Here is a 12,579-nt window from a genome sequence, read left to right on the forward strand (position 1 = left end):
TTATAGGGGGATTTCAACCATAATAACAGTGCCTTGTTGGGGCCGGCTTTCAATGGTGAGCGTTCCCGAAATCGAATTACTTCGGTTGCGCATACTATTGAGGCCAAACTGTTGTTTGCCTAGCTTTTCTTGGGCATCAAAGCCTTTGCCATCATCTTCAATGATGAGCATAATGACATCGGGATAATGCATGAGTTGAATGCTCACTTGCTGGGCTTGGGCATGTTTTAGGATATTAGTAATGGCCTCCTGAGTAATTCGGAAGAGGGCCAACTCTACCTTTTGGGGAAGCCGTTTGTTTTGTAAATTGTCATAGAATATAAATTCTATGTGTTCTAGTTTTTGGTAGCCTTCGAGCATAGATTGCACGGCCAGCACATAGCCATAATCATTGATGGCTTTGGGCATGAGGTTATGAGAAATATTTCGGCCTTCGGTAATGGCATCTTGGAGAAACTGCAGGGCTTTATCTAGCTTTTGCTGATTGCGTTCGGCTAGTTTTCCACGGTCTTTTTTTAGGCCTTCCAGATTGAGAGAAATAGCCATCAGGAGTTGTCCGAGGCTATCGTGTAGCTCTTTGGCAATTCGGGCTCGTTCTCGGTCTTCGGTGGCTAGAATAGCGGCTACGGTTTCTTCCTCGCTCTGTTTTTTTTCAATCAGAAAGGCAATTTGGGCGGCTACGGCCTCAATGAGTTGCAGTTCTGTTTTTAGAAAGGGGTCGGCCCCTTGATTTTTGAGTTGGTTTTCTTTGTAGGCGAGGCGCAAAATGCCTTTTTCGCCATTTTTGAGTGGAATACTGGCGCTAAGTTGATAGATACTCTCTTCTGGAAAACCATCGGTCTGCCATTTTTTATTGCCCAATTGGATTTGGGCTTGGCAGAGTTCAGGGAACTGCCAGCTTGGTGGAATAAGCTTTAGGGCTTTTTCGATCAGCTCTTCTAGGTTGGCAAACTCATGTGCGGCCAAGCGAGAGAGGTCTAGAATACAACGCAACTGCTCATTACTCTCCGAGAGGTCGTAGTAGAGTTCTTCAATGCGTTGTTCATAGCGAATTCGGTCGCTAATATCTCGAATAATCAGGTAGCGGAGCCCGGGCCTTAAAACGCCCTGAGTGCCACTTTCCCAAACCTCGGCCATAAAAGAGCTGCCATCGCTCCGGTAGAGCAGCGTACGGTCTAATTTAACTGTATCGCTTTGTTCTAAGGCGGCTTGCAAACTTCGGCCACCTAGCTGGGCAATTTTGCGAATATTTTGGCCGGTTAGTTCTTGCTCGCTCCAGCCAAAGAGGCTGCAAGCCGCATGATTAACCTCCTGAATTTGCCCATCTTTATAGATAATAACTGCCTCTCGGCTGGCATTGGATAAACGTTTATACTTTTCTGTACTTTCTTGTAGTAAACGCTGATTTTCCAAGCTTTCACTCATGTCTCGGATGAGCAAATAGCAAAGGTTGCTATCGTCTAGTTTGCGATGATGTAGCTGGGCGGGAAACAGCTGCTTGTTTTTGTGTTGGAGGACCACATCCTTCCGGAAGATAGCTTGTTTTTGGGCTTGTTGTTGTAGCATTGGCAGCTGCTCTTTATCATTAAATAGCAACTGAATGTTTTTTCCAATGACTTCTTTTTCTTCATAGCCGAGCATGCTACAAAAGGCGCGATTCACCTCTCGAATGACGCTTTTTTCTAAAATCATTACGCCCTCAAAGCTAGCATCGGCTAGGTTTTTATATTTGTTTCGGCTTTCTTCTAAGGCCTGTTTGGCTTCTTCTGCCTGTGTAATATCTCGGATAATCACATAGCGGAGCTTTTGCTCTTTGTTGTACATAATCCGCTCCTCAAAATCGACCATAAATTTGCTGCCATCCTTTTTGGTCATTAGGGAGCGGCCAATAATTTCCCTATCGCTTTGATAGAATTGACGGATCTCTCTACGGCTAAATTGCTTATTCTGAAAGTTAAAGGTGATCATGAGATCAAAGGTTTCGGCCCCAATGAGCTCCGACTCCCTAAAGCCCGTAAATTCACAAAAAGCTCTATTGACCTCCCGAATAATTCCATTTTCATGAATCAAAATGAGCTCTTTGGTGGCATCAGATAAGCGTTTGTACCGCTGCTCGCTGGCCTTGAGCATTTGTTCTGACAAATGCTCTTTGGTAATGTCTCGAATAATGACGTAGCGATAGGACTTTTGGTCCAGCTTGATCTGACTCCCCCGAACAGAAACATACATAAGCTGCCCCGACTTCTTATGCCGAGTTTTGACAATCGCCTGCCGCTCTATGTCTGCATTTTGTTTGTTCTCTCTCAGAAAGGTCAAGATCTGAGGTACTGAATCTTCATGGACTAGGGCCGAAATAGGCAGGCCCGAAATCTCATCCTCATCAATGCCCGAAATTTCTCTGGCTCGGCTGTTCATTTCCAAAACCATCCCTTCTTCATGAATGACAATGCCCTCTTCGGTGGCCACCGAAAAGGTATTGTATCGCTGCTGTACTTCCTCTAAAGCCAGACTACAGTTCTTTTCCTTGCTTTTATCCAGCAAATAGATGTATTGGGCCTCGGCTTTTAGACAGAAGTAGCCCCATTCCCCATTTTTCTTTTGTAGTTCTAACTCAAAGGCTTCGGCAGACTCTTCTTTTTGCAACCGCCGCCAAAGGTAGTTGAGCAAATCGGCTTGTTGCCTAGAGACTAAGAGCTCTCTAAGATCTTGCCCAACTACTTCTTCTTGGCTCCAACCCATCACTTCCTCAAATCGAGGGTTGATGGTTTGTACTTCATAGTGGTTGTGCTGAATCAATAGCTCTCGACTGCCCTCAAAGAGCTCGGCTCCCTTGGGTTTTTTATCTAAGGGAATAAGAATGCTCTGAATGTAGCCCTCTTTTTGGCTAATCAACAGCTGTTCTTGCATCCACAACTGCTTTTCTTGGGCTACAGTAGCCTGAAAATAAAGCTCTAGGCGGCTTTCGCTCCGCTTTATGGCCTGCCGCAATTGCTCTTTGTACCAGAGTCGGTCTCGAACAGTGAGTAGCTCCCAAAAACTACAGCCTATAGCCTGTTCCAAATCATTCTCTGGCCCATGCCAATCTATAATTGTAGCCGCTTCATCTAAGCTGCGTTTACAATAGATAAGGCCAATGCTATTCATAAAGTGTAGTCGATCCATTGCAGTCTAATGCTTAAAAGGTAGGGGCTGCCTTGAGCAGCCCCAAAAAACTATTCGCCAAAAAAGTCAATAAAGGCATCAGCGATTTCTAAACCAATATAACGCTGTGCCTCTAGGGTAGAGGCCCCAATATGAGGGGTTGCAGAAATAAGTGGATGCTGCAAAATAGCCGCAGAAGGGCTGGGCTCATGGTCAAATACATCTAGGGCCGCACCAGCCAATTGCCCACTGTCCAATGCTGCTAATAAATCAGCCTCAGAAATTACACCCCCTCTAGAGGTATTGATAATACAAGCCCCTTTTTTCATCTGCTCCATTTCTTTGGCCGTAATGAGGTCCTTTCCACTAGGCACATGAATAGAGATGAAATCACTCTCTTCTAACAATTGCTCCATCGGAACAGTCTGTAACTCTACCGCCAAACTGGCATTTTCTACAGCAGGAGGCTGAATGTAAACCTTAACCTTGCGCTCTTCCAAATCAGTGGCCAGCACTTCCATGCCTATCCCCATAGCCAAACGAGCCAATTCTTGCCCAATTCGACCAAAACCAATGATGCCCAATTTACGGCCACTCACTTGCAAGCCCTTAGCATAACGCTTCTTGAGCTGCTTGAACTCGCTGTTGCCCGTTTCTGGCATCGAGCGATTGGCCTGATACAAATAACGCGACAAACTGAAAATTTGCCCCAATACCAATTCCGCTACCGCCAAAGAAGAAGCCCTAGGCGTATTGATGACCTTAATGCCCTTCTCCCGAGCATAAGCAACGTCAATGTTGTCTAAACCCACTCCCGCACGAGCAATCATCTTTAATCGAGGACAAGCATCTATCAACTCTTTGCGCACTTTGGTCGCCGATCGAACAATGATCGCATCATAGTCCTGTAACTTTTCCATTAAGTCTTCCTGAGGAATCTTGTTGGTGTCTACCTCGTAATTGGCCTCCTCCAACAAAAGTTGGCCGTCGGGATGTATGCCATCATTGGCTAAAATTCGGATCATTTTTTCTGAAGTTTGCAAGGCAAAAAAATAGTTCTAAGGGCCCATTCGGTCCCCTTTAAAGATATAAATTATTCATAGGCTAGCTAAGCTTGCTCTCCTTTTTTTTAAGGAAGTCGGCTTATCCAATTGGCCCTCAAAGAAAAAGCTCTCAATAAGGAGCCTGTCCCCATTGAGAGCCTGTCTAGTTCTTCCTATTAGCTAACGCAAAGGAAATAACTCATCCGCAGAAATCCAGCCCTTGGCCGCTTGATTCATCTCCGCAATCTGCAATAAGCCGTTCTCCTCAGCTAAAACCAAAACAACCGAGAACTTCTCTAGCTGCCCCTTAGCTTCCGATTTTTGAGCATCACCGTATAGCTTGGCATCCTGACTCAATACACCCACACGCAAATAACCCGCTGGCTGAGACAAAAATAACTTCTCCCCCTCGCCATACAAACTAGGGTCGCACTGCCCGCCCGGATTAGCCGCCAGCTTTAAGGTTACAGCCTGCTCTTCTTGCTTCAAGCTACCTTCTACTACCTCTTCACTGCCCGGAAAATAGGCCTTGACCGCCACTTCTTTGCCCGCTTCCACTAACCGCCCCTCCAAAAAGAAGCTGCAGCCATTGCCAGAACCCAAAGGCATGTCGTAGTATCCCGTCAATTGATTGCCCTGAAATCCTAAAACTAAACTGCCGTATTCTCCAGTCGGAAAACTAAGCTTGACTTCAGGAGCCACTTCTTTTGCTTCCTCCTGAGGCGCCGCCGCTGTCGATTCTTCTACCTTAGATTCATCTTGCTGCTCCGCTTTAGGAGCCGATTCTTTACAGGCCGCTAGACTCACTAGCAATAGGACCAAAAGGGCCCAGTTCTTCAATATGTTCATGCGTTTCTATCTTTGTTTATTGTCCATTAATCGCTTCTACAGCCAAAATCTCCGGAATGACCGACTTTACCGTCGACTCAATCCCCGCTTTCATCGTCATCCCACTCATAGAACAAGATTGACAGTTGCCCAACCACTTGACCTTTAAACACATGTCTTCCGTCAAATCAACTACCTCAATATCTCCTCCATCCGCTTTGAGATGCGGACGAATACTGTTTAAGGCCTCATCTACTCGGGCCAATAGTTCTTTCTTATTACTCATAGTTCTTACTGTTTTTATCTTTTTTTGGGGCTGCCCCGCCCTACAGGCGGGTCGGGCTGTGTCAGGGCTCGCAGGTCTGCTCGGCCCTTCGCTTTTTCGCTGCGCTCAAAAGCTCGGTCTGCGGCTGCGCCGCCCCCTTTTCCATCCCTCAGCCAAATCGGATCGCCCCGCTAAATGGCAGCGCAATAGGGCGAACTACAAAAATACGCTTTTTTAATAAGAACTTTAAGCCGCTGTAGAGTTTTTAAAAGTTCAATAGGCCTTGTAGTTTGTCTCCTAACAAACTCTTCTGACGTAAACCATAATATAAGGAGCATGCAAAATAAGGCGATGGCCCCAGCTTGGGCAAAACTAAATTGTCTTGGCCCAATATATCTAGCTGCCGATAAGGCATATAACCTCCCTCTAAATAAAGCTTCCAGCCACTGCTACTTTTTAAATGAAAGGCCAAGCCCGTTCGCAAATGCAATTGCTGAAAATAGATGCGCTGCCCATTCCTAGGATGCGGATAACCCAAACCCGTACTGCCCAAACTCGCCAAGAGGTCTAGCTTAGTCTGCCGACTAAATTTATACTGAAATCTCGTCTGCAAGGGCAAGGTAATATTCCACCAAGTCTTTTTACCCAAACGCAAATCGGTCCCAATAAAGGGAAGGGCCAAAACCGGAAAAGCCTGATCCGCACTAGCCGATACCGCCAAGCCATAGTACCAATAGTAAAATATTCGCTTAAAATTAACCACTCCAATAGCCCCCTGAAAATAAGGCCGACTGCGGTCCAATTGACCGATGTCTTGCTGCATCCCCACATTTATGGAGTAGAAGAGTAGCCGCCATTTAGGAATCAAATGAATGCCCGTAATGCCCATTTGTAACCCCAAGGCTTGCTGCCCATTGGGCTGCATAAAGCGCAGACTGTCGGCCAAGCCCGCCTGAGGGTAGAGCTGCGTGAACTGCGGCTTGAAGGTCCAGAATATTTGATAGGCATTGACTTTCCCCACCTTGATGAGGTCCTGCCACTTCCGAACTTTCCAGATCTTATTCCAACGAACCCCCAAACCCAATTTACTCTTAATAGGGACCACCAATTGGGCCGAAAAACGAGCAATATGCGGCTCGGTCAACTGCCCCGAGGAAGGCAGCTGATAGTCCGCATTGAGCTGCAAACTAGGCTGAAAAAACCGCTGCAGAATAAAGGACTGCGCCCCCAAAGAACTCCAAGAACAACAGAGCCCTAGGCCCAAAATATATAAGGCTAGTTTTGACATAAATCATAGTAATTGAAATGAGCTAAAGCTTCTTTAACGGATAAAGCGCTAGAAATATGGCCCAGGGCGGGCCGGCCTAGCGATGGGCAGCAGTGCGGCGCAGCCGCAGACCAAGGCCGTCAGGCCGCAGGGCCGAGCAGACCTGCGAGCTGCGAACCGTAGCGCAGCAAGGCCGCAGGCCGCAGCTGAGGCCCCAAACCCCTCTTCTAATCCATTAACTGAATGGGAAAATGAGCCTCGGTTTTGGCCCCCTTGAGTCGAAGATAGTACTGCCCCGCAGGCAAATCGCCAACAAAATATTGCGTTTGCCCCACAAACTGCCCCTGCCGCAACAAACGGCCCAAAGCATCGTAGAGCTCGAGCTGCTGCTCCTCCTCATCGGGCGCCTCTATTTGTAGGTACTCTCGGGCCGGCTGAGGATAGAGCTTGTACTGCAAAAGCTCCTCTGCCCGACTAGCTAAACCCACTTGCAAGTTGATGCCCTTCTGACGAGGTAGACTGATGAGCTGGGCCTCATCCTCGGCAGTTAGAGCGATTTGGGCCGAAATAGAACCCGCATCAAACTCAATGTCTACCTGACTTCCATCGGCATTTTGGCTGATAATCTGCCCATTTTGGACCGACCAACAGTAGTGGTAGCCCGCCTGAGGTTGCGCCACCGAATAAGTTACAGACTGCTGCGGTACAGCCGCCACTGGCCCCTGAATTTGTGGGGCCGCTGGACGCATCTGCTCATAGAAAAATGCGGCTGTTTGCTCAATCATTGGCGACCAAAAACTGTTGGGGCCATTGCTGCCCCAGTCGCCATTGTTTACGCCCCAGTATTCATGCCCTTCGCCCGCCTCAATCTGCGTTTGATGAGGAATGTTTAGGGCCGTCAGGACCGAATCCATGGGCCGACTCCCGCAAACCACCGGGGCCGTGAGCAAAATAGACGAAAATGGTCGACCGCAATCTACATCCACAATCGCATCTTGGTCTCCATGAAAGAAAATCACTGGCGCTTGGTTGTTGCCGCTCAACATATCTAAATCAGCAATGGCGCCCCAATAAGCCGCAATGGCCTGGGGAATAGAATCGACATCCTGCGCGGCCACATTGCTCCCCATAAAGGGATTAAATCCAGTCAATTCAACAACGGGCCGACTGTGCAAGGAGCCCAAGTCGGCAGTCAATAGGTTTTGCTCATAGCTCTCTGCAATCCGCTCATTTTCTTCTACAAAGGCCGCATGCAAGCAGGCAAAAGCCCCCGCACTACTGCCCCCAACAAATACCTTTTGGGGATCGATGCCAAACCATTGGGCATTCTTTCTAAAGAAGCGGATGCCCGCACTAATATCTTGGCTGCCTCGCCAAACTGCTCGCTTGACGCTACTGCCATTGGCGGGGTCAAAGCCCGTGCGGTACTGAATGCTGGCCGCTACAAAGCCCCAATGGGCCAGAGTATCGGCCAGGGCTTGAACATCTTCATTGTCTTTGGTGCCCACCAAGGCCGTGCCGCCCATAAAAAAGATATTGACAAAGCCACCACCATGGGCCAAAATTACCAAGGGCCGATTGCGGAGGGTATCTGTGGGCGGTGGCATATAAATATCCATAACCAAATCTTGGTCAAAGGTGGTCTCGGCCCCAAAAGAAGAAGCCAACAAAGAAGAAGCATCTTGGCTATACACCACCTCTGGGAAAAACTGAACAGAGGAGAAGATACGCTCCTGATAACGTTTGCCTAAGCAGTCTTGGGCCTTTAGGCAGAAAGGAAGTAGGCCCAACAATAGAAGGGAAAAGGTTCGCATAGTCGATTGTTTTGTTGATGTACTACTAAAGTACAGAAAAGCAAGAGATTTTTAATAAGGGAAAACAGCTAGAAGGAATAGCTAAAACTCATCCCGATGATTAAGTTAGGCCCTCTGTATGGGTAGTGCACCCCCTCGGGATGGGTAGAGTAACCCCTCAAAAGGGGTAGAGTAACCCCTCAAAAGGGGTAGAGTAACCCCTCAAAAGGGGTAGAGTAACCCCTCAAAAGGGGTAGGGTAACCCCTCGAAAGGGGTAGGGTAACCCCTCGAAAGGGGTAGAGTAACCCCTCAAAAGGGGTAGGGTAACCCCTCGAAAGGGGTAGAGTAACCCCTCGAAAGGGGTAGAGTAACCCCTCAAAAGGGGTAGGGTAACCCCTCGAAAGGGGTAGAGTAACCCCTCAAAAGGGGTAGGGTAACCCCTCGAAAGGGGTAGGGTAACCCCTCGAAAGGGGTAGAGTAACCCCTCGGCTTCATTTTCAAAGAGAAAAGCCTAACAAAATAAAGCCATCCGCTTGTATTTTAGAAATAAAGCAGCTACTTTAAAGTTATCTCTAATTGATAACCCTAATAAAATTGAAATTATGTCTTACCGAGAAGTGACACACAAAAGCTGGTTTAGCCGCATCATCAACTCCTTTTTGGGCGTCTTATTTGGCTTTTTATTTTTCTTGGGCTCCTTTTTCCTATTATTTTGGAATGAGGGCCGGGTCAATTTGGCCAAAGTGGCCAAAACTGCTCAGGAAATTACGGCTGGCGGCAGTGCTGAGCAGGGCCAATTGATTGCCCTTAGCGGCAAAATGACGGCTTCGGCTAGTTTGGGCGACCATTATTTGAAGGCGGGCAACTACCTCTACCTCAAAAGAACAGTAGAAATGTATGCTTGGAAGGAAGATAAGGACAGCAAGACCAAGAAAAATATTGGGGGCTCAGAAACCACCACCACCGACTATAGTTACCGCAAGGTCTGGACAAGTTCTCCCGAAAATTCCTCTAACTTTAAGGTAGATGGCTATCATAACCCAAGCATGTCCATTAGTGGAGAGGAGCTAAGGGCCAAAGAGATGGAAATGGAGGGCTTTCGGCTCGAGCAGCCTGAGGACTTGAGTCTAGCGTCTGATGAGTTAAGCTTAAGCCAGAGTATGCTAAAGGGCCAAGATGGAGTTGTTTGGGCTGCTGATCGCTATTTGTTTTCGGGCCGGGGGAGTTTAGAAGCGCCTAAGGTGGGCGACCTCCGCATTAGTTATGAGGCCTTGCCCAGCCCTAGCCCCCAGCTTACGCTTTTTGCGGCCTATGCGAGCAGTGCTAGCTTGGCCCCCTTCAGCAACAGTGAGGTCAATGGGTTTTATCGGGCCTTAAAGGGGGATAAGGAGCAGGCGGTGGACTACCTACAAACGGAGCACAACACCATTCGCTGGATCCTTCGGGGCCTAGGTTTCTTCTTGATGTGGATGGGCTTGGCCATGATTTCGGGCCCCGTTTCGGTTTTTCTCGATTTGGTCCCTATTGCGGGTCGCATCAGCCGTTCTTTGGTGGGCTTTGCCTCCTTCCTCATCTCGGCGGTTCTGAGCACGGTCACCATCATTGTCTCGCTCATCATCCACAGCTGGATCGCCCTAATCATTACCATTATATTATTGGCTGGGGGCATTGTTTACTACCTCAAATCTAAGAAAAAAGCGGCCTAATGGGCCATAGCAAAGGCCAGCTCCTTGATGGGGGCTGGCCTTTATTTTTTGGGGGCGAGATGATTTTTTTGGGGCTGCCCCTCCCTTTGGTCGGGTCGCTCCCTTTTGGGCTCGCAGGTCTGCTCGGCCCTGCGCCGCCTTTGGCGGCTGGGTCTGGCGCTTTGCGCCACCCGCCAGGCAGCTCAGCCTGCGGCCCTTTGGGCCTGTAGAGCCGTTTAGTAGGACCAATTATTATCCAGCATTAGTTTAGAGAGGCGGCTCATATCATCGGCAAAGACCTCATAGCCTTTGGTCTGCATAATAAATTGGTGGGCGGCAAGCACAGCCTGTTTAAACCAGGGCATTTCTTTGGTCAGGGCCAATAATTTGCTTAGGCCATAGGCAAACTGTTCGGCTTGGATGAGTTGGAGGGCGTGTTGCATTCTATAGTGGGGGCTCCAATAAAACTCTTCGGCATATTGTTCCCAATGTTTTAGGTCCTTACTTTTTTGCAAAAAGGAGATGGCATAAACGGGGGCTTGTAGTCCGCCTTGGGCCAAAGAAAACAGCTGCTCAAAGGGGAGTTGTTTTTGGCCTTGGGCCAGCTCTTGCAAAAAGCGTTGATAAATGGGCTGGGCCTTTTGGGCATGGCCTTGCCAGAGCCAGACTTCGGCTTGTTGGAGCTGAGCGGCTTTGAGCAGGGGTTCTTGTTTTAGGGCTTGTTCGAGCAGTTGGAGGGCCTTTTCATTTTGGTCCAGCACAAAATAGAGTCGAGCTTGCTGGGCCAAAAAGTTGGCCGAGGGGTTTTCATTTTGCTCCTTCAGGGCCGTTTGGGCCAGGCGGTCATCAAGGAGGCGGTGCAGCTTTTGCCAGGGGGCGAGTTGGCTGCCTAGCAAACGGTCTAAGAGGGCATAAACCACCGTGCGTTTATCCCAGGGGGCATCTACGGCCAGCCAATCTTTAAAGGCGGCGGGATAAGCTTGGGCGAAGGATTGGGGTAGGCTTTTTTCTCCTTGCCACTGGAGTTCTAGGCCTTGGGCGGGAAAGCCTAGGTAGCGAGAAATCAGTCGTTGGCAATCCTCCTCAAAGGCTTGGGGGTTGGGGGGGCTAAGTATTTCCTCTTCTATTGGTGCTGGAGCAGCTTGCTCTGGGGGAGGAGTTTTGTGGGTGTTGGTTTTTGGGGACTTCTTTTTCTTGGACCAAAACTTCTTAAACATCAATCTTTCATCTTAAAGACAGCCGTGCGCACTGCTCTGGTGCTTTGGCCGTCGGGTTCTTCTTCTAGGATAAGGGCTTGGGCGGCTTCTTGTTCAAATACTTGGGCCATATTTCGGATAAGGCCTAGGGGGACATTAGTATTTAGTGCTCCAGCTAATAGCTCTTGGCTTTCCCATTTGCCAATGGCTTCGGCTAGGAGTTGGGCTAGGTCGCTACGGTTTTGCAGTCGGTCTTGATTCTCGATAAAGCGTTTATCCTTGGCCAATTGTTCTTCTCCGATAAGTTGGCAGAGGGCCAAAAACTGTCGGTTGCTACCAATGGCGGTTACCACTAATTGATCATCGGCTGTTTTGAACTGTTCGCCATAGGGGGCAATATTGGGGTGGAGGGAGCCCATGCGTTGGGGCAGATGGTCTAGCATGAGGTAATTACTTGCTTGGTTGGCTAGGGCGGCAATAGCGGCATCGAAGAGCGAGACACTAACATAGGCGCCTTTATGTTCTCTTTCTCGGCGCCAGAGGGCCAATAAAATTCCTTCTTTGAGTTGGTGTGCGGCCAGAACATCGATCAGGGCCACGGGCATTTTTGTGGCTGGGCCATCGGCTTGGCCATTCATGTACATAAAGCCTGTTTCTGCTTGCAGGACTAGGTCGAAGGCGGGGCGTTTGGCGTTTTCGCCAAAGCCATTGATGGCCCCATAGATCAGCATGGGGTTAATTTGGGAAAGAATATTATAGTCGACTCCTAACTTTTCGGCATCGCCTGCTTTAAAGTTAGTAATGACGATATCGGCTTCTTCGACGAGGTGGTAGACCACTTGTCGTTCATCTTCATCTTTGAGGTCTAGCGGTAAAATTTCCTTGCCCCAATTGACGGAAGCGAAATAGGCAGAGCGGAGACTTTTGGGATCTTCTTGTTCTAGTTTCCAGCTTCTGGTCACATCGCCTTTGGGGGTTTCTATTTTTAGGACATCTGCGCCGAGTTCGGCGAAGAACATACCGACAGAGGGGCCTGCGAGGACAGAAGAGAGGTCTAAAACTTTTATATTTTCTAAACTAATCATTATATTTTTTTGTGTAGAGAAATTCTACCTTTTGGGGCGAGTTGCTGGCCCTTATTTTTATTGATTTTGAGCGAAAAAGGTCAAATTGCTTCTTGCTCTTGGGCGCAAATATGGGCATTCCCAGCTTTTTTTAGTAAAATTGTTAGCAAACTTCTTAAAAAAAGAGGAAGAAAGGCGTTTTTTGCCTGTAGAAATTGGTGCCTGCAGGGCGCCAATTGGCTGAGGGATGGACAGCAGTGGCCCCTAGGGGCAGACCAAGGCGGCTTTGCCGCCGC

The 12,579-nt window shown here is 48.5% G+C and carries 9 protein-coding genes; 1 reads left to right on the forward strand and 8 read right to left on the reverse strand.

Annotated elements, in window-relative coordinates; genetic code table 11:
• The 6 genes from SAPGRDRAFT_RS14970 to SAPGRDRAFT_RS14995 all read right to left on the reverse strand — a co-directional run bounded on the left by SAPGRDRAFT_RS14970 (position 1) and on the right by SAPGRDRAFT_RS14995 (position 8,358).
• Positions 1 to 3,162, reverse strand: a complete 3,162-nt coding sequence (locus tag SAPGRDRAFT_RS14970) for a PAS domain-containing sensor histidine kinase (protein WP_002660087.1) — start codon at positions 3,160 to 3,162, stop codon at positions 1 to 3.
• 50 nt (positions 3,163 to 3,212) lie between these two features.
• Positions 3,213 to 4,166 (reverse strand): D-2-hydroxyacid dehydrogenase, encoded by a 954-nt coding sequence (locus SAPGRDRAFT_RS14975; protein ID WP_002660088.1) that lies wholly within the window; start codon positions 4,164 to 4,166, stop codon positions 3,213 to 3,215.
• A 198-nt stretch (positions 4,167 to 4,364) separates the two neighbouring features.
• Positions 4,365 to 5,033 (reverse strand): hypothetical protein, encoded by a 669-nt coding sequence (locus SAPGRDRAFT_RS14980; protein WP_002660089.1) that lies wholly within the window; start codon positions 5,031 to 5,033, stop codon positions 4,365 to 4,367.
• A 16-nt stretch (positions 5,034 to 5,049) separates the two neighbouring features.
• Complete coding sequence (locus SAPGRDRAFT_RS14985; protein ID WP_002660090.1) at positions 5,050 to 5,298, reverse strand: NifU family protein; 249 nt, start codon at positions 5,296 to 5,298, stop codon at positions 5,050 to 5,052.
• A 244-nt stretch (positions 5,299 to 5,542) separates the two neighbouring features.
• The gene (locus tag SAPGRDRAFT_RS14990; RefSeq protein WP_002660091.1) at positions 5,543 to 6,565 is read right to left on the reverse strand and encodes a DUF6268 family outer membrane beta-barrel protein; all 1,023 of its coding nucleotides are present in this window, start codon (positions 6,563 to 6,565) and stop codon (positions 5,543 to 5,545) included.
• A 206-nt stretch (positions 6,566 to 6,771) separates the two neighbouring features.
• Positions 6,772 to 8,358 carry a T9SS type A sorting domain-containing protein gene (locus SAPGRDRAFT_RS14995; RefSeq protein ID WP_002660092.1) on the reverse strand — a complete coding sequence of 529 codons (1,587 nt, stop codon included), beginning with the start codon at positions 8,356 to 8,358 and terminating at the stop codon, positions 6,772 to 6,774.
• A gap of 582 nt (positions 8,359 to 8,940) precedes the next feature.
• On the opposite strand from SAPGRDRAFT_RS14995, the gene SAPGRDRAFT_RS15000 reads away from it, so the two are divergent.
• Positions 8,941 to 10,044, forward strand: a complete 1,104-nt coding sequence (locus SAPGRDRAFT_RS15000; protein WP_002660093.1) for a TMEM43 family protein — start codon at positions 8,941 to 8,943, stop codon at positions 10,042 to 10,044.
• Positions 10,045 to 10,259: 215 nt separating this feature from the next.
• On the opposite strand, the gene SAPGRDRAFT_RS15010 is transcribed toward SAPGRDRAFT_RS15000, so the two are convergent.
• Both SAPGRDRAFT_RS15010 and SAPGRDRAFT_RS15015 read right to left on the reverse strand, forming a co-directional pair.
• On the reverse strand, positions 10,260 to 11,240 hold the full coding sequence (locus SAPGRDRAFT_RS15010) for a tetratricopeptide repeat protein (protein WP_002660095.1): 981 nt from the start codon (positions 11,238 to 11,240) through the stop codon (positions 10,260 to 10,262).
• The gene (locus tag SAPGRDRAFT_RS15015) at positions 11,240 to 12,304 is read right to left on the reverse strand and encodes a CaiB/BaiF CoA transferase family protein (RefSeq protein WP_002660096.1); all 1,065 of its coding nucleotides are present in this window, start codon (positions 12,302 to 12,304) and stop codon (positions 11,240 to 11,242) included. The genes SAPGRDRAFT_RS15010 and SAPGRDRAFT_RS15015 overlap by 1 nt, the downstream gene beginning before the upstream one ends.
• Positions 12,305 to 12,579 lie beyond the last annotated feature (275 nt).

The sequence above is a fragment of the Saprospira grandis DSM 2844 genome, from assembly GCF_000275825.1.
GTDB classification, from domain to species: Bacteria; Bacteroidota; Bacteroidia; order Chitinophagales; family Saprospiraceae; genus Saprospira; species Saprospira grandis_A.

Coding starts and splice junctions, on each gene's coding strand:
- SAPGRDRAFT_RS14970 (WP_002660087.1), bottom strand. CDS start 3,162: ATGGATCGACTACACTTTATGAATAGCATTGGCCTTATCTATTGTAAA.
- SAPGRDRAFT_RS14975 (WP_002660088.1), bottom strand. CDS start 4,166: ATGATCCGAATTTTAGCCAATGATGGCATACATCCCGACGGCCAACTT.
- SAPGRDRAFT_RS14980 (WP_002660089.1), bottom strand. CDS start 5,033: ATGAACATATTGAAGAACTGGGCCCTTTTGGTCCTATTGCTAGTGAGT.
- SAPGRDRAFT_RS14985 (WP_002660090.1), bottom strand. CDS start 5,298: ATGAGTAATAAGAAAGAACTATTGGCCCGAGTAGATGAGGCCTTAAAC.
- SAPGRDRAFT_RS14990 (WP_002660091.1), bottom strand. CDS start 6,565: ATGTCAAAACTAGCCTTATATATTTTGGGCCTAGGGCTCTGTTGTTCT.
- SAPGRDRAFT_RS14995 (WP_002660092.1), bottom strand. CDS start 8,358: ATGCGAACCTTTTCCCTTCTATTGTTGGGCCTACTTCCTTTCTGCCTA.
- SAPGRDRAFT_RS15000 (WP_002660093.1), top strand. CDS start 8,941: ATGTCTTACCGAGAAGTGACACACAAAAGCTGGTTTAGCCGCATCATC.
- SAPGRDRAFT_RS15010 (WP_002660095.1), bottom strand. CDS start 11,240: ATGTTTAAGAAGTTTTGGTCCAAGAAAAAGAAGTCCCCAAAAACCAAC.
- SAPGRDRAFT_RS15015 (WP_002660096.1), bottom strand. CDS start 12,304: ATGATTAGTTTAGAAAATATAAAAGTTTTAGACCTCTCTTCTGTCCTC.